At 34.8% G+C, this 18672-nt stretch carries 12 protein-coding genes; 7 read left to right on the top strand and 5 right to left on the bottom strand.

The features are described 5' to 3' along the window. Nucleotides 1–129 precede the first annotated feature (129 nt). The gene (locus WA327_RS05135) at nt 130–1365 is read right to left on the bottom strand and encodes an ammonium transporter (protein ID WP_336067178.1); all 1236 of its coding nucleotides are present in this window, start codon (nt 1363–1365) and stop codon (nt 130–132) included. A gap of 10 nt (nt 1366–1375) precedes the next feature. Then, a complete protein-coding gene (locus WA327_RS05130; protein ID WP_336067176.1) occupies nt 1376–1714 on the bottom strand; it encodes a P-II family nitrogen regulator in 339 nt (112 codons plus the stop codon). Between the two features lie 442 nt (nt 1715–2156). On the opposite strand from WA327_RS05130, the gene gltB reads away from it, so the two are divergent. From gltB to ilvA, 7 genes are all read left to right on the top strand, one after another. After that, on the top strand, nt 2157–6662 hold the full coding sequence (gene gltB / locus WA327_RS05125; RefSeq protein WP_336067173.1) for a glutamate synthase large subunit: 4506 nt from the start codon (nt 2157–2159) through the stop codon (nt 6660–6662). A gap of 4 nt (nt 6663–6666) precedes the next feature. Continuing rightward, entirely contained in the window at nt 6667–8133 is a 1467-nt protein-coding gene (locus WA327_RS05120) for a glutamate synthase subunit beta (RefSeq protein ID WP_336067169.1), read from the top strand. A gap of 372 nt (nt 8134–8505) precedes the next feature. Then, nucleotides 8506–10185, top strand: a complete 1680-nt coding sequence (gene ilvD / locus WA327_RS05115) for a dihydroxy-acid dehydratase (RefSeq protein ID WP_336067167.1) — start codon at nt 8506–8508, stop codon at nt 10183–10185. A 30-nt stretch (nt 10186–10215) separates the two neighbouring features. After that, nucleotides 10216–11949 carry a biosynthetic-type acetolactate synthase large subunit gene (gene ilvB / locus WA327_RS05110; RefSeq protein WP_336067164.1) on the top strand — a complete coding sequence of 578 codons (1734 nt, stop codon included), beginning with the start codon at nt 10216–10218 and terminating at the stop codon, nt 11947–11949. A 2-nt stretch (nt 11950–11951) separates the two neighbouring features. Continuing rightward, on the top strand, nt 11952–12479 hold the full coding sequence (gene ilvN / locus WA327_RS05105) for an acetolactate synthase small subunit (RefSeq protein ID WP_205619344.1): 528 nt from the start codon (nt 11952–11954) through the stop codon (nt 12477–12479). Between the two features lie 104 nt (nt 12480–12583). Then, complete coding sequence (gene ilvC / locus WA327_RS05100; protein WP_336067156.1) at nt 12584–14083, top strand: ketol-acid reductoisomerase; 1500 nt, start codon at nt 12584–12586, stop codon at nt 14081–14083. A gap of 10 nt (nt 14084–14093) precedes the next feature. Next, the gene (ilvA, locus tag WA327_RS05095) at nt 14094–15356 is read left to right on the top strand and encodes a threonine ammonia-lyase IlvA (protein WP_336067154.1); all 1263 of its coding nucleotides are present in this window, start codon (nt 14094–14096) and stop codon (nt 15354–15356) included. A gap of 55 nt (nt 15357–15411) precedes the next feature. Here ilvA and leuB read toward each other — a convergent pair whose 3' ends face one another. From leuB to leuC, 3 genes are all read right to left on the bottom strand, one after another. Then, the gene (gene leuB / locus WA327_RS05090) at nt 15412–16530 is read right to left on the bottom strand and encodes a 3-isopropylmalate dehydrogenase (protein WP_336067151.1); all 1119 of its coding nucleotides are present in this window, start codon (nt 16528–16530) and stop codon (nt 15412–15414) included. A 141-nt stretch (nt 16531–16671) separates the two neighbouring features. Next, a complete protein-coding gene (leuD, locus tag WA327_RS05085) occupies nt 16672–17259 on the bottom strand; it encodes a 3-isopropylmalate dehydratase small subunit (protein ID WP_336067148.1) in 588 nt (195 codons plus the stop codon). Nucleotides 17260–17262: 3 nt separating this feature from the next. Then, nucleotides 17263–18663 carry a 3-isopropylmalate dehydratase large subunit gene (gene leuC / locus WA327_RS05080; RefSeq protein ID WP_336067145.1) on the bottom strand — a complete coding sequence of 467 codons (1401 nt, stop codon included), beginning with the start codon at nt 18661–18663 and terminating at the stop codon, nt 17263–17265. Between the last annotated feature and the right edge of the window lie 9 nt (nt 18664–18672).

Raw genomic sequence — 18672 nt, 5'->3', positions numbered from 1 at the left:
AGTGTCTTTTTGTTATTTCTTTATCCATAAAAATGGAAAAACCTCAAAGCTTTTACAACCTTGAGGTTTAACACTAACTAACAAACTAAATAAAAATAGTTACTTAAAACCACTTTAAATTTTAATGTCTTAATGCTCGTTTAATCTAAAGTCAGGATATGCACTCATACCATGTTCATAATCGTCTAATCCATTAATTTCTTCAGCTTCAGAGACTCTAATGCCTGCTACTTTTTTAAGAGTAAATAATATTATAAATGAGGTTGCTAAGCAGAAAACAGCGTAAGCAGCAACTCCTATTAATTGATTTAAAAATTGATCAAAACCGGCTAGATTTCCAAAAATACCAACAGCTAATGTTCCCCAAATACCGCAAATTAAATGAACAGCAATTGCACCAACAGGATCATCAAGTCTAATTTTATCAACCAATGCTACAGCACCAACAATCAATCCGCCAGCAATAACACCAATTAATATGGCATCTGTTGGTGACATTTGATCAGCACCAGCAGTAATCCCAACTAAACCACCTAAAATTCCGTTTAAAAACATCGTTAAATCATAATTTTTATAAGCTAACGTTGAAATTAAAAAAGAGGAAACGCCTCCAGCTGCAGCAGCTAAAGATGTAGTCACTAAAGTAAGTGATGTTGCTGCTGGATCTGCAGATAAAACTGAGCCGCCATTAAACCCAAACCAGCCTAACCATAAGATTAAAACACCAGCAGTAGCTAATGGTAAATTGTGACCAAGGATTACAAAAGATTTTCCGTCTTTAAATTTTCCAATACGTGCGCCAAGTAACCAAACAGCAACTAAAGCTGCCCAGCCACCAACGGAGTGTACTAATGTTGAACCAGCAAAGTCATAAAAGCCAAGTTGGTCTAACCAACCTTCTCCCCATTTCCAAGAGCCAGCAATTGGATAAACTAATCCTACATATATAATTGTAAATATCATAAATGGTCCAATTTTAATGCGTTCGGCAACTGCTCCAGAAACTATTGTTGCTGCTGTTGCAGCAAACATTCCTTGAAATAAAAAGTCAGTCCAATACGTGTAACCTGCGTTATAATTAAGGTCTAATGTGCCTTCTGTTGTTAATGGTGAATCCAAACCAAAACCAGAAAACCCGAAAAAGCCTGAAGCGCCTTCTTCAAATCCTGGGTACATTAGATTAAACCCAACTAAGTAATATAAAAGTAATCCTACGCAGATAATAAATATGTTTTTAAATAATATGTTAATCGTATTTTTTTGTCTTGTTAATCCTATTTCTAATAGAGAAAATCCAAGGTGCATAAAAAATACTAAAGCTGTACAGATCATCATCCATACATTATTTGTGGTTAATAATTCCATTTGTTGTTAGTTAGTTTAAAGTGTTTCCTCCTTTTTCTCCTGTTCTTATTCGGTAAACTTCTTCAATATTTGAAACAAAAACCTTCCCATCTCCAACATCTCCTGTTTTTCCTGCTTCAATTATAGCTTGTACTGTGACGTCTAAAAATTCCTCATTTACTACAATTGATAAGTAGCGACGCTGTATATCGCTTGTGCTGTATGATACACCTCTGTAGACGTGTCCTATCTTTTCGTTACCCAAACCAGTAACATCCCAATAGGAAAAAAAGTTAACTCCAACTTCGTGAAGCGCTTTTTTTACAGCAGAAAACTTAGATTTTCTAATTATTGCTTCTACTTTTTTCATTTATTTAGTTGTTTGTTTTGTTAGTTGTTATATCAAAACTAATAAAAAAGTTTTTTAACCCTATAAAAATTAGGGGTCATGTTTTTATTTTTATCATATTGAGATTTTAAACCCTAAAAAATATAGGGTAAACTATTTTTGGCTTAAAATATTATCAATTCGTTAATTGGTGTTTTGAGTAAATCTCAGTAAATCTATATTTTTGTTGAATTTATTTTTGATTTTTGTCTTTTTCGAAAACGTTTTCGCAATAAATCATATTTTTTACTGAAAATTATCATTAGTTATTTCTTATTTTTTAGCGGTTCATTTTGATAATATCTTATAAAAAATTAATGTCATTATTAAATATGGAAAAATGATTTCACTTCTTTTATATTAGGATGTATCACAGTATCTTAGGGTGAATACAACTAACAAACTCTTTAAAAATTTTTGCATAATGTTAAAGCAACAAGGACTTTATTTTCCAGAATTTGAGCATGACAATTGTGGAGCAGGATTTATTTGCAGTCTTAAAGGAAATAAATCAAATAACATCATACATAAAGCACTAGAAATTCTTGAAAAATTAGAACATCGTGGTGCTGTAAGTAGTGACGGAAAAACTGGTGATGGCGCAGGTATTTTAATAGATATTCCGCATGATTTTTTTGTAAAAAACGGCAGTTTTAATTTGCCTAAACCTGGTGAATATGCTGTAAGTAATATGTTCTTGCCTCAACGTGAAAATCAACGTAATTTCTGTGTCGATATTTTCACAAAATATGTTGAAGAACAAGAGTTAGAAATTTTAGGTTGGAGAGATGTGCCTGTAGATACTTCGGTTTTAGGTAAAATTGCTGCAGAAACTGAGCCTTTTGTAAAACAAGTTTTTATTGGTAAATCCGATAAAAAACAGTCAGATTTTGATTTCAATTTAAAACTTTTTACAGCAAGAAAACAAGCAGAACACGCTATACGTAACTCTAAACTTTCTGAAAGTTCAAGATTTTATTTGCCAAGTCTTTCAACTAAAACAATTATATATAAAGGACTATTAATTCCGGAAGATATTAAACTTTATTACACAGATTTACAAGATCCAACGCTAGTGACGCGTTTGGCGTTAGTGCATCAACGTTTTTCAACTAACACATTTCCAACTTGGGATCTGGCGCAACCATTTAGATATATGTGTCATAATGGTGAGATTAATACGCTTCGCGGAAATGTATCACGCATACTTTCTCGTCAAGAATTAATGGAGAGTGATTGGTTTGGAGAAGATATTAAAAATATTTTTCCTATCGTTTTACCTGGTAAATCAGATTCTGCTTCCATGGATATGGTTGTTGAATTATTATTGATGACAGGAAGAACTTTACCTGAAGTTATGATGATGTTAGTGCCAGAAGCTTGGGAGAAAAACCCAGAAATGTCCGAAGCTAAAAAAGCGTTTTATGAATACAATTCTTGTATTATGGAACCTTGGGATGGACCTGCATCAATACCCTTTACAGATGGTAATTATATCGGCGCCGTTTTAGATAGAAATGGTTTACGACCATCAAGATATTCTGTCACTAAAGATGGATATGTAATTATGTCTTCAGAAACTGGAGTGATAGATTTAGACCCTAAAAACATTGAAAAACACGGTCGTTTAGAACCAGGAAAAATGTTTTTGGTGGATATGAATCAAGGTCGAATTATTAATGATGAAGAAATTAAAGCAGATATCGTTACCAAACATCCGTACAAAAAATGGTTAGATAAAAACTTGGTGCATTTGGCAGATATACCTGCAAAAAAAGGACCAATAAAACATAAAGAAGACACATTAGATAAAAGACAAGTTGTATTTGGTTATACACAAGAAGATCTAAACACCATTATCAAACCTATGGCGCAATTAGCAAAAGAGCCAATAGGGTCTATGGGAAATGATACGCCAATTGCTGTGCTTTCTGATAAACCACAACTGATTTACAACTATTTTAAACAGCTTTTTGCCCAAGTCACAAATCCGCCATTAGATGGTATTCGTGAAAAATTAATCACAGATATTAGCCTGACTTTAGGTAGCGATACTAATATTTTCAAAATAAACGAAGATCAATGCCGAAAGTTGAAAATTCAAAATCCTGTTATTTCAAAACACGATTTAGATAAGATAAAAAACTATAAAAACAATCCAGATTTTGTAGTTAGCACGATATCGATGTTATATGAAGTTGATAAAGGTTTAAACGGTTTGGAAGCAGCGTTAGAAGATTTGGTAAAACAGGCTTCAAAAGCTATAGATAAAGGTGGAAATATTATTATACTTTCTGATAGAGGCGTAAGCAAAAAACTAGCGCCAATTCCTGCATTAATGGCGTGTTCTTATGTTAATCACGAATTGTATAAAATAGGAAAACGTGCCAAAGTAAGCCTAATTATTGAGTCTGCAGAACCAAGAGAAGTACATCATTTTGCATTACTTTTTGGTTACGGTGCAAGTGCAATAAACCCTTATATCGTTAACGAAATTGTTTACAATCAAGTTGAAAATAAAGAAATTGAAAACTTAGAATATCTAACAGCTATCAAAAATTATAACAAAGCTGTTGGAATGGGTATTCTTAAAGTGATGAACAAAATCGGTATTTCAACACTTAATTCTTATCGCGGATCTCAACTTTTTGAATGTGTTGGATTAAACACAAAAATTGTAAACGATTATTTCCCAAATACCATTACAAGAATACAAGGTGTTGGCTTACGAGAAATTGAAAAAGAAATTTACAAACGTCACAAAAAAGCCTACAAAACAGATGAAGTAGATACCGATCTAAATTTAGAATTTGGTGGGCAATATAAATGGAGACGTCATGGCGAAAAACACACATTTAATCCATTAACTGTTGCAAAACTTCAAGAAGCTGTAAGAAGTAATAAACATAAGACTTATAAAGAATATTCAGATTTAATTAACGAGCAAAGTAAGCAGTTAATGACCATTCGAGGTTTATTTGAATTTACTAACTACGATCCAATTCCTTTAGAAGAAGTCGAACCGTGGACAGAAATTGTAAAACGCTTCAAAACAGGAGCAATGTCTTACGGATCTATTAGTAAAGAAGCGCATGAAAATTTAGCAATTGCAATGAATCGTATTGGAGGAAAATCCAATTCTGGTGAAGGTGGAGAAGATGAAGAACGTTTCTATAAAGACTCAAACGGAGATTGGAAAAACTCGGCAATCAAACAAGTTGCATCAGGTCGTTTTGGTGTGACTTCAAATTATTTAACCAATGCGTCAGAAATTCAAATAAAAATGGCGCAAGGTGCAAAACCTGGAGAAGGCGGACAATTACCTGGTCCAAAAGTGAATCCAGATATAGCAAAAACACGTAATTCTACACCTTATGTCGGTCTAATTTCTCCGCCGCCACATCACGATATTTATTCTATCGAAGATTTATCACAATTAATTTATGATTTAAAATCGGCTAATCGTGAGGCGCGAATTAATGTGAAATTAGTTTCCGAAGTTGGTGTTGGTACCGTTGCAGCTGGTGTTGCAAAAGCAAAAGGAGATGTGATTTTAATTTCGGGTCACGATGGTGGTACTGGTGCTTCACCTTTAACGTCTCTAAAACACGCTGGTTTACCATGGGAATTAGGTTTAGCTGAAGCACAACAAACTTTAGTAATGAATGACTTGAGAAATCGTGTGGTTTTAGAATGTGACGGACAATTAAAAACTGGTCGTGATGTTGCAATTGCTTGTCTTTTAGGTGCTGAAGAATTTGGTTTTGCAACAGCACCATTAGTGGCTTCAGGTTGTATCATGATGCGTGTGTGTCATTTAAATACCTGTCCTGTTGGTATTGCAACTCAAAATCCAGAATTGCGTAAAAAGTTCAAAGGAAAACCAGAACATGTGGTTAACTTTATGTATTTCGTAGCGCAAGAATTAAGAGAAATTATGGCGCAACTTGGTTTTAGAACCGTTAATGAAATGGTTGGTCAAGTTCAAAAACTAAACAGAAATAATACTATTAAACATTATAAAGCTTTAGGTTTAGATTTAACGCCAATTTTACATCAAGTGAATGCGCCAAAAGACGCTAAATTTTATAACACGGAAAAGCAAGATCATGCTTTAGAATCGGCTTTAGATTTTAAAATTATTAGTCAAGCACATCCGGCGTTATTCAGAAAGGAAAAAACAGTTTTAGAGTCAAAAATCACCAATCGAGATCGCGCTTTCGGAGCAATTTTAAGTAATGAAATTTCAAAAATTTATGGCGCACAAGGTTTACCAGATAATACATTAAAAATCAATTTTACTGGTGCTGCAGGACAAAGTTTTGGTGCATTCGCTACCAAAGGTTTAACCTTGGTCATTAATGGTAATTCTAACGATTATTTAGGAAAAGGATTGTCTGGAGCAAAAATAGCGGTAAAAGTTCCTGACGAGTCTACTTTAGTACCTGAGGAAAATATAATTATTGGTAACGTAGCGCTTTACGGTGCAACGTCCGGTGAAGCTTATATTAACGGAAAAGCTGGCGAACGTTTTTGTGTGCGTAACTCTGGCGCAAGTGCTGTTGTAGAAGGGATTGGTGATCATGGTTGCGAATATATGACTGGCGGACGCGCTGTGATTTTAGGTGAAGTTGGTCGTAATTTTGGAGCTGGAATGAGTGGAGGAATTGCATACATCTACGATCCAAAAAATACCTTTGAGCAACACTGTAACAAAGAAGGATTAAATCTTGATCCAGTTGAAACTGCTGAAGATATTTCAGAATTAAAAGACTTAATAGAGAATCATTACAACGCAACATTAAGTCCGTTAGCACAACGTATTCTCGAAAATTGGCAAAGAGAATTGCCAAAATTCATTAAGGTGTTGCCAGAAGAATACAAACAAGCATTAAAAAGAATAGCAGAAGAGCAAACTGTAAAAGCGTAAGATTATGGGAAAGACAACAGGATTTTTAGAATATAAAAGAGAAGACGAAGGCTATTTAAAAGTAGAAAATCGTTTAAAGAATTATAAAGAATTTACAGTGCCTTTAAAAGAGGAGAAACTCAAAAATCAAGGTGCTAGATGTATGGATTGTGGTATTCCGTTTTGTCATAGCGGTTGTCCGTTGGGTAATTTAATTCCTGATTTTAACGATAAGGTCTATAAAGGACGATGGAAAGAAGCAGCACAAATTTTACATGCTACAAACAATTTTCCAGAATTTACAGGTCGTTTATGTCCAGCACCATGTGAAGAAGCTTGCGTGCTAGGGATTAACGAAGATCCAGTAACCATTGAAAATATTGAAAAAAACATTGCTGAAATCGCCTTTAAAGAAGGTTGGGTAGAAGCGCATCCTCCAAAACATCGTACAGGTAAAAAGGTTGCTGTTGTAGGTTCTGGTCCGTCAGGTTTAGCAGCTGCTCAGCAATTAAATAGAGCAGGACATTTTGTAACGGTTTTTGAGCGTGACGCAAAAGTTGGTGGTTTGTTGCGTTACGGTATTCCGGATTTTAAGTTAGAAAAGAAAATTATTGATAGACGTATTAAAATTCTTAAAGACGAAGGTATTACCTTTAAAACCAACGCTCATGTTGGAAAAAATATAAGTGTCGAAACGTTAAAAGCAGATTTTGATGCTATTCTTTTATGTGGCGGCGCAACAGTTAGACGTAATATTCCTATAAAAGGAAATCATCTAAAAGGTGTACACCAAGCAATGGAATTTCTAAAGAAAAATAACCAATATGTTGATGGATTGATAGGTGAAGATGAAATTATTTCAGCAAAAAATAAAAAAGTAATTGTCATTGGTGGCGGCGATACAGGTAGTGATTGTATTGGTACAAGTAATCGTCATGGTGCAACATCAGTAACAAATTTTGAAATTTTGAGTAAACCAACTAAAGGTCGTCCAGCGCATCAACCTTGGCCATATTGGCCTATGCGCTTAAAAACGACAACATCACATAAAGAAGGTGTAGAACGTTTTTTTAGTATTTCAACTAAAGAATTTTTAGGCGATAAAAACGGGAATTTAATTGGTTTAAAGACGGTTGAAGTCGAATGGATTTTTAAAGAAGGTGAAAGACCAGAACTAAAAGAATTGCCTGGAACAGAAAAAACTTGGGACTGCGATTTAGCGTTGTTAGCACTTGGTTTTACTGGTGCCGAAAAAACTTTAGCAGAACAATTTGGTTTAGAAATGGATTTTAGAACCAACATTAAAGCAACCGAAAAAGATTATGCAACCAACGTAAAAGGTATTTATACTGCAGGAGATATGCGTCGCGGTCAGTCGTTAATTGTTTGGGCAATTTCCGAAGGTCGACAAGCAGCACATCACGTAGATGCCTTTTTAATGGGGAAATCTAATTTACCATTAAAAGAAGAAGGTGATTTACCTAAAGTGTAATTTGGGTTTTAATTAAATAATTTTAATATTTGATTATCAAGATGAACAAACAAATCCTAAATATCATTTCAATTATTAGCATTGTGATTATTAAATCACGGTGGTAAGGAATGGTGTCTATTATTTTAAAATAAATAAAAAAGCCTTCCTTTTCAGGAAGGCTTTTTTGTTGGGTTCATTTCAGTTCAAAGAAAAAAGAAATAAATCAAATATTAACTACTGAACATCATAAGTGTTTAGTTTTAAGTATTTGAAAATCAGTTTATTGATTGTTTAAAATAAGATGTGGCTTTAGTCTATAATTCAATATTTAATTAATCAGCCATAGCCAAATTAGTAATTTAGAAAATTAGAAAAAAAGATAAGGACTAAATGAGTCAACTAAATAAATACAGTAAAACAGTAACACAAGATCCAACGCAACCAGCTGCTCAAGCAATGTTGCACGCTATAGGATTAACCAAAGAAGATTTTTATAAACCCATTATAGGTATTGCAAGTACAGGTTACGAAGGTAATCCATGCAATATGCACTTAAATGACTTAGCAAAACTCGCTAAGCAAGGCACAAAAAATAAAGATGTAGTAGGCTTAATTTTTAATACCATTGGTGTCAGTGACGGAATTTCTATGGGTACACCAGGAATGCGTTATTCTTTACCATCACGAGATATTATTGCAGATTCAATGGAAACCGTTGTGCAAGCCATGAGTTACGACGGATTAATAACTGTTGTTGGTTGTGACAAAAACATGCCAGGCGCATTAATGGCGATGATTCGTTTAGACAGACCAAGTATTTTGGTCTATGGAGGAACCATTGATTCTGGTTGCCATAACGGAAAAAAACTAGATGTCGTTTCTGCTTTCGAAGCTTGGGGAAGCAAAGTCGCTGGTACTATGAATGAAAGCGAATATCAAAATATAGTTGAAAAAGCTTGTCCTGGCGCTGGTGCTTGTGGCGGAATGTATACTGCAAATACGATGGCGTCAGCAATTGAAGCTTTAGGAATGACCTTGCCTTTTAACTCATCAAATCCAGCAACAGGCGAAGAGAAAAAACAAGAAGCCATAAAAGCTGGTGAAGCAATGCGATTGTTAATCGAAAAAGATATTAAACCAAGTGATATCATTACACGCAAATCTTTAGAAAACGCTATTCGTTTGGTGACTATTTTAGGTGGATCGACCAATGCAGTACTTCACTTTTTAGCAATTGCTCGTGCGGCGAATATTGATTTCACTTTAAAAGATTTTCAAAATATTAGTGACAATACACCATTTTTAGCCGATTTAAAACCTAGCGGAAAATACCTAATGGAAGATGTACATCGCGTTGGTGGTATTCCTGCTGTTTTAAAATATTTATTGAAAAAAGGCTTAATTCATGGCGATTGCTTAACCGTAACCGGAAAAACTTTAGCAGAAAATTTATTAGATGTTAATGATTTAGCAGAAGGTCAAGATGTGATAAAACCAATCGAAGAGCCTATAAAAATCTCAGGTCACTTGCGCATGTTGTATGGCAATTTAGCCGAAGATGGAAGTGTTGCCAAAATCACAGGAAAAGAAGGATTACGCTTTCGCGGAAAAGCAAAAGTCTTTGAAGGTGAATACGCAGCAAACGATGGTATTAGAGATGGTAAAGTAGAAAAAGGTGACGTTGTAGTAATCAGATATGAAGGACCAAAAGGTGGACCAGGAATGCCAGAAATGCTTAAGCCAACTGCTGCTATTATGGGAGCAGGTTTAGGTAAAGACGTAGCATTAATTACAGACGGACGTTTTTCTGGTGGAACACACGGTTTTGTGGTTGGTCATATCACGCCAGAAGCTCAAGAAGGTGGTACAATCGCATTAGTTAAAGATGGTGATTTTATCACAATAGATGCTGAAACCAATACTATTCAACTTGAAGTTTCAGAAGAAGAATTATCACAAAGAAAACAATCATGGAAAGCACCAGAATTAAAATTTAATCGTGGTGTCCTTTACAAATATGCTAAAACAGTGTCGTCTGCTTCCAAAGGTTGTGTTACCGACGAGTTTTAGAATAGAAACTAATTAATGCCATACTAATTTATGGAAACAAAAACGATAAAAAACAACGAGCAATCTACTTCAAAAACCATTCGCATTTCGGGTAGCGAAGCAGTTGTTCGAAGCTTAATGGCTGAAGGCGTAGATGTACTTTATGGTTATCCAGGCGGTGCAATTATGCCTGTTTATGACGAGTTGTATAAATTTCAAAACGAAATTCATCACGTCTTAACACGTCACGAGCAAGGTGCTACTCACGCAGCTCAAGGTTACGCACGCATTTCTGGTAAAGTTGGTGTCGCTATGGCAACTTCTGGTCCTGGCGCAACCAACCTAATCACAGGTATTGCAGATGCGCAAATAGATAGCACGCCAATGGTGTGTATTACTGGTCAAGTTGGCTCGCATTTATTAGGTAGCGATGCGTTTCAAGAAACCGATATTGTTGGTATTTCTACACCTGTGACTAAATGGAATCATCAAGTGACAAAAGCTTCAGAAATCCCTGAAGTCATTGCTAAAGCTTTTTACATTGCAAAAAGTGGTCGTCCTGGTCCGGTTTTAATAGACATTACTAAGGATGCACAATTTGAAGAATTCGATTTTAAATATGAAAAATGTACAGGAATTAGAAGTTATAAGCCAATTCCTGAAACTAATCCAACCGATTTACAAGCTGCTGCAGATTTAATAAATAATGCAAAAAAACCTCTTGTCGTTTGGGGACAAGGTGTGATTTTAGGTGAAGCTGAAGCTGAATTTAAAGCGGTTATCGAAAAAGCTGGTTTACCATCAGCTTGGACTATTTTAGGTGCTTCGGCAATTCCTTCAACTCATCCATTAAATGTCGGCATGGTTGGTATGCACGGTAATTATGCGCCAAATGTTTTAACTAACGAGTGTGATGTTTTAATCGCAATCGGAATGCGTTTTGATGATCGTGTTACAGGAAATTTAGCAACCTATGCTAAACAAGCAAAAGTGATTCATTTTGAAATTGATCCAGCTGAAGTTGATAAAAATGTAAAAACAGATGTTGCTGTTTTAGGAAATTCAAAAGATACTTTGGCGGCAATTCTTCCACTTTTAAAAGAAAATTCGCATACAGAATGGCGTCAAAAATTTAAAGATTTGTATCAAGTTGAGTTTGATAAAGTCATAAAACACGATTTACATCCTACTAAAGATGGCTTGACTATGGGCGAAGTGCTTAAAGAGATTAATGGACAAACCAAAGGTGAAGCAGCAATTGTTAGCGATGTTGGTCAGCACCAAATGATTGCGTGTCGTTATGCTGATTTTAATGTGTCTAAAAGCAATATTACTTCTGGTGGATTAGGAACCATGGGGTTTGCATTGCCAGCTGCAATTGGTGCAAAAATGGGCGCACCAGAACGTGATGTGGTGATGATTGCTGGTGATGGTGGTTATCAAATGACAATCCAAGAACTTGGAACCATTTTTCAAACCAAAGTACCAGTGAAAATTGTCGTGCTTAATAACAATTTTTTAGGTATGGTAAGACAGTGGCAACAGTTATTTTTTGATAAGCGTTATGCGTCTACAGAAATGGAAAATCCAGATTTTGTAGCAATTGCTAAAGGCTATCATATTAATGCTAAAAGCGTGTCTAAAAGAGAAGATTTAGCCGATGCAGTAAAAGAAATGATGGAAACTGAAGGTTCATATTTTTTAGAAGTTATGGTTGAAAAGGAAGATAATGTATTTCCTATGATACCAACAGGCGCAAGTGTTTCAGATGTAAGATTAGAGTAATTATGAGTGAAAATAAATTATATACCGTTTCTATTTATACCGAAAATAATATCGGGTTGTTAAACCGTATTTCGGCAATATTTCAACGTAGACACATCAATATTGAAAGTATAAATTCTTCAATTTCTGAAATTGAAAATGTGTCTAAATGGACTATTGTGGTGAAGTTAACCGAAGACCAAATGAAAAAAATTATTGGTCAAATTGAAAAACAGGTTGAGGTGATTAAAGCCTATTATCACACCGAAGAAGAAACCATTTATCAAGAGTCTTGTCTGTTCAAAATCAAATCAGATTTATTGTTTGAAGAGCGACAAATTCAAAATATTATTAAAGAAAGTAACGCTAGAATTGTCACTGTAAATAAAGAGTTTTTTGTGCTTGAAAAATCAGGAAGACGTAGTGAAATAGAATTATTGCACAGAGAATTAAGTGCATTTGGAATTTTACAATTTACTCGTTCTGGAAGAATTGCAGTCACCAAAACACCAATGGAAATAACTAAAATGCTAGAGGCATTTAATTACTAAAAAACAAATAAATTAAAATAGGAACTAAATGATTTAAGAAGAATTTTTAGGCTGTATTTAGTCAATTCTCTTTCGTCTATGTTCTATTTTCTAAATCAAAAAAAATGGCAAATTATTTTAACACATTACCATTAAGAAAACAATTAGAACAATTAGGAAAATGCAGATTTATGGAAGCTTCAGAATTTGAAGATGGAGTAGCTGCATTAAAAGATAAAAAAATAGTCATCGTAGGTTGTGGCGCACAAGGATTAAACCAAGGATTAAATATGAGAGATTCTGGTTTAGATATTTCTTATGCTTTACGTCAGCAAGCAATTGATGAAAAACGTGCGTCGTACAAAAATGCAACCGATAACGGATTTAATGTTGGGACATATGAAGATTTAATCCCAACAGCAGATTTAGTGTTAAACTTAACGCCAGACAAGCAACATACAGATGTTGTTAACCAAGTGATGCCTCTAATGAAAAAAGGGGCAACATTAAGTTATTCACACGGTTTTAATATCGTTGAAGAAGGTACACAAATCCGTAAAGATATTACGGTAATTATGGTTGCACCAAAATGTCCAGGAACCGAAGTGCGTGAGGAATACAAACGTGGTTTTGGTGTGCCAACATTAATTGCTGTGCATCCAGAAAACGATCCAGAAAATAAGGGTTGGGCTCAAGCAAAAGCATACGCAGTTGCAACTGGTGGCGATAGAGCAGGCGTTTTAGAATCGTCTTTTGTTGCTGAGGTGAAATCTGATTTAATGGGCGAGCAAACCATTTTATGTGGCTTGTTGCAAACTGGTGCGATTTTGTCTTTTGACAAAATGGTTGCCGAAGGAATTGATGCTGGTTATGCCGCAAAATTAATTCAGTTTGGTTGGGAAACTATTACTGAAGCTTTAAAACATGGCGGAATTACAAACATGATGGATAGACTTTCAAATCCTTCAAAAATTAAAGCATTTGAATTGTCTGAAGAATTAAAAACCATCATGCGTCCGTTATTCGAAAAACATATGGACGATATCATTTCTGGTCATTTCTCAAAAACTATGATGGAAGATTGGGCAAATGATGATGTTAACCTATTAAAATGGCGAGCAGCAACTGGCGAAACTGCTTTTGAAAAAACCGAATTAACTTCAGATCATATCACAGAACAAGAGTATTTTGATCATGGTGTGTTGTTAGTCGCATTTGTAAAATCTGGAGTAGAACTTGCTTTTGAAACTATGGTAAGCGCAGGAATAATCGAAGATTCTGCTTACTACGAATCGTTACACGAGTTACCACTTATTGCAAACACAATTGCACGTAAAAAGTTGTTTGAAATGAATCGTGTCATTTCTGATACTGCAGAATATGGTTGCTATTTATTTGATCATGCTTGCAAACCGTTATTAGCAGATTTTATGAAAACGGTAGATACTTCAGTAATAGGAAAGTCATTTTCAACAAAAACAGGTGTCGATAATATCGAATTAATAAAAGTGAATGACGCTATTAGAAATCATCCTATCGAAACTGTTGGTAAGCGTCTTCGTGCCGCAATGACTGCAATGAAAGTAATAAAAACTGAAGCTAAAGAAGAAAGTGTTTTAGCTTAAAAACAAACTAATGCAAACGCAAACAACCTATTTTCCAAATTTAAAAGCAGTAGAAGCTGCAGCCGAAAAATTAAGAGATGTTGCAGCGGTTACGCCGTTAACAACAAGTTTTAGATACTCTAAAGAATTTGATTGTAATATCATGTTTAAACGTGAAGATTTACAGCAAGTGCGCTCTTATAAAATTAGAGGAGCTTATAATAAAATGGCTTCGTTATCAGCTTCAGAAGTAGAAAATGGTATTGTTTGTGCAAGTGCAGGTAACCATGCGCAAGGCGTTGCATTATCTTGTAAATTATTAAAAATTAAAGGAACCATTTATATGCCTGCTCCAACGCCAAAACAAAAAGTGGAGCAGGTAAAAATGTTCGGAGAAGAGTATATTGAGATTATTCTTGCAGGCGATACTTTTGACGATTCTTATCATCTAGCAATGAAAGAATGCGAAAGACTATCAAAAGCATTTATACATCCGTTTAATGACGAAAAGGTAATTGAAGGACAAGCTACTGTTGGGTTAGAAATTATAGACCAAGCACAACATCCAATTCATTATGTGTTTGTCCCTGTTGGTGGTGGCGGATTATCAGCTGGACTATCATCAGTGTTTAAAGAGTTATCGCCGCAAACAAAAATTATTGGTGTTGAGCCTTTAGGCGCGCCATCAATGAAAACGTCAATTGAAAATCAAAAAAACACACAGCTTAACCACATCGAAAAATTTGTAGATGGTGCAGCGGTTCAGCGTGTTGGCGATTTAAATTTTGAAATTTGTAAGTCTAATTTAGATCAAATGGTAACAGTTGCCGAAGGTAAAGTGTGTCAAACCATCTTAGATTTATATAATAAAGATGCTATAGTTGTTGAACCTGCTGGCGCACTGAGTATTTCAGCATTAGATGATTTTAAAGAAGAAATAAAAGGTAAAAATGTAATTTGTGTAGTAAGTGGAAGTAATAATGACATTACCAGAACTGCCGAAATTAAAGAACGAGCCTTATTGCACGCCAATTTAAAACACTATTTTATCGTGAAATTCCCACAACGTGCTGGTGCGTTGCGAGAGTTTGTTGTTGATATTTTAGGAGAAAATGATGATATCACTCATTTTGAATACACTAAAAAAACAAACAGAGAAAATGGTGCAGCAGTAGTAGGAGTAGAGTTAAAATCCGCAGACGATTTAGAGCCTTTAATTACCAAAATGAAACTTCATAATTTTTACGGGGATTATTTAAATAATAAACCAGAGTTATTTCAGTTTTTAGTATAAAAAAAAAAGCACCTTTTTCAAGGTGCTTCATAGACTCCAAATTAAATACTAAAACTTAAATAATTGTGGATTGTCCTAAGTGAATATTAGTAAAATTTAAATTACTATCCTTAGGATTATTTATAAAGTCTTCAATAAAGTCTCCAACTTTATTTGTTGTAATGTGATCAAATTTGGTGTTTAAATCTGGTGTAGTAACATATAATTGTAAAGATTTTTCTACAGCAGCTTTTATCATTTCAGCTTCTTTATAAAGTTCAAAATGTTCAAGTAACATAGCAGCACTTAAAATAGAGGCAATAGGATTTGCAATACCTTTACCAGTTGCTTGAGGATAAGAACCATGTATAGGCTCAAACATTGCGTATTTTTCTCCAACAGAAGCGCTTGCTAATAATCCAATGCTACCACCAATAACACTAGCTTCGTCGCTAATAACGTCTCCAAACAAGTTTTCTGTTAAGATTACATCAAACTGTTTTGGATTTAAAATCATTTGCATTGCAGCATTATCAACAAACAAAAAGTCTAATTCTACATCTGTATATTCTTTTGCTAGTTCAGTAACCACTTTTCGCCATAAACGTGATGTTTCTAAAACATTCGCCTTGTCCACCAAAGTCACTTTTTTCTTTCGGCTTTGTGCTGCTTTAAATGCTAAATGTGCAATACGCTCAATTTCTTCCCGAGAATATTCGCATAAATCTGAAGCTACATTTCCGTCTTCACTTAATTGTTTTTCACCAAAATAAATACCGCCAGTCAACTCACGATAAATACTAATATCTGTACCTTCAATAATACTCTTTTTTAAAGGAGATTTACCTAATAACGTCTCATAAGCCTTAACAGGTCTAATGTTGGCAAATAAACCAAGTTCTTTACGTAATTTAAGTAAACCTTGCTCAGGTCTAACCTTTGCCAAAGGATCATTGTCATATTTAGGATCGCCAATAGCTCCAAACAAAATAGCATCACTAGACTTGCAAAGTGCTAAGGTGTCGTCAGGTAAAGGATTGCCAGTTTGGTCAATCGCAATAGCACCAACAGGCGCTTCTTTAAATCTAAAACTATGGTCAAATTCTTGTGCTACTGCTTTAAGCACTTTTATGGCTTGGTGTGTAACCTCTGGACCAATGCCGTCACCGGATAAAACCGCAATTTCTAATTTCATATTATTTATTTTAAAGCAACTTTTTGCTTTTAGTTTGTTAGTTAATTTTTGTTTTTGGGCGTTACCCTATCGGGTCGCGTTTTCACTACTCGCGCTCTACGAGGCGCTCAAACATACCGTTCAATCGCTAACGCAGGCTAACTAGCTACGTTGGTTTTCAAACTGAGTAATTAAATCTTTTTTGCTTAATAAGTAGTCAATATCATCATAACCATTAATTAAGCATGTTTTTTTATAAGGGTCAATCTCAAAATGTTCTTTAAACGAAGTGTTGGCAACGCTTATCGTTTGGTTTTCAAGATTTACAATTAATTCAGTTTTTGGATTCTCTTTAATTTCATTTAAAAGTACCTTTAAAAAATCGTCGCTAATTTGTACAGGTAGTAAACCGTTGTTTAATGCATTTCCTTTAAAAATGTCAGCAAAAAAACTAGAGACCACAACTTTAAAACCGTAATCTGTCAAAGCCCAAGCAGCATGTTCTCTACTAGAGCCACAACCAAAATTGTTACCGGCAACCAAGATGCTTCCGCTATATTCTGGTTGGTTTAATGCAAAATCTGTATTAACTGAACCGTCTTTATTAAAACGCCAATCTCTAAATGCATTTTCGCCAAAACCATTACGGTCTGTAGCTTTTAAAAATCGCGCAGGTATAATTTGATCGGTATCTATATTTTCAATCGCTAATGGAATAGCTGTAGATTGTAATGTTGTAAATTTTTCCATGTCTTAAATCTCTTCAGCAACAAAATTGGTTGCAGTTACATCAATAATTTTTCCTTCAATAGCTGTTGCTGCAGCAACCAATGGACTTGCTAAAATAGTACGTGATCCTTGACCTTGTCTACCTTCAAAATTCCTATTAGAAGTCGACACACAATATTCGCCTTCCGGAATTTTATCGTCATTCATTGCTAAACAAGCACTACAACCAGGTTGACGTAACTTAAAACCAGCATCTTCAAAAATACTTTTTAAGCCTTCTTCAATAATTTGAGTTTCTACCTGTTTGCTTCCTGGGACTAACCAAGCTGTTACATTATCTGCTTTTTGTTTGCCTTTTACATATTGCGCAGCAATCCTAAAATCTTCAATTCTTGAGTTGGTGCAGCTACCAATAAATACGTAATTAATGGTTTTGTCTATTAGGCTTTCACCTTTTTTAAAATCCATATATTTTAAAGATTTTTCAAAAGACGCATCATTTAATTGTGGAATATTATCGGTGATTTTTATTCCCATTCCTGGATTTGTACCGTAGGTAATCATTGGTTCGATATCAGCAGCATCAAAGTTGTATTCTTTATCAAAAACAGCACCTTCGTCCGTTGGTAAAGTTTTCCAATAGGCTACTTTGTCTTCAAAATCTTTTCCTCTTGGTGCAAATTCTCTACCTTTTACATAGTCAAAAGTGGTTTGATCTGGAGCAATTATTCCTCCACGTGCGCCCATTTCAATACTCATGTTACAAACTGTCATCCTACCTTCCATAGACATGTTTTCAAACACATCGCCAGCATATTCGCAGAAGTAACCTGTCCCAGCATTGGTTCCTATTTGAGCGATGATATATAAAATAACATCTTTAGGTAAAACGCCTTTTTTTAGCGTTCCGTTAACGGTAACTCTTAAGCTTTTTGGTTTGGTTAATAATAGGCATTGACTAGCAAATACTTGAGCAACTTGACTAGTTCCAATCCCAAAAGCAATCGTGCCAAATGCACCATGAGTTGAAGTGTGACTATCTCCACAAACTATTGTCATTCCTGGTTGAGTGATACCAAGTTCTGGCGCCATGACGTGTACAATACCATTATATTTATGTCCTAATTCGTAAAGTGTAATATCGTTAGCTTTACAATTTTCTGAAAGTTGTTTTAATTGTTTTCTTGATAAATCGTCTTTAACAGGTAAATGTTGGTCAACAGTTGGTGTGTTGTGATCTGCTGTTGCAACAATTTGATCAGGTCTAAAAATAGGAATGTTACGCGCCTTTAGCTCGTTAAAAGCTTGCGGACTCGTAACTTCATGTATTAAGTGTTTATCTATATATAAAATTTGCGGACCGTTTTCAATTGCATCTACCACATGTGCGTCCCAAACTTTATCAAATAATGTTTTTTTACTCATAGTTTTTAA

The organism is Mesoflavibacter sp. CH_XMU1404-2 (genome assembly GCF_037029465.1).
Classification (GTDB): domain Bacteria; phylum Bacteroidota; class Bacteroidia; order Flavobacteriales; family Flavobacteriaceae; genus Mesoflavibacter.
Note: the sequence above shows the minus strand (reverse complement) of the source record. Positions and strands in the feature narration are given on the sequence as shown.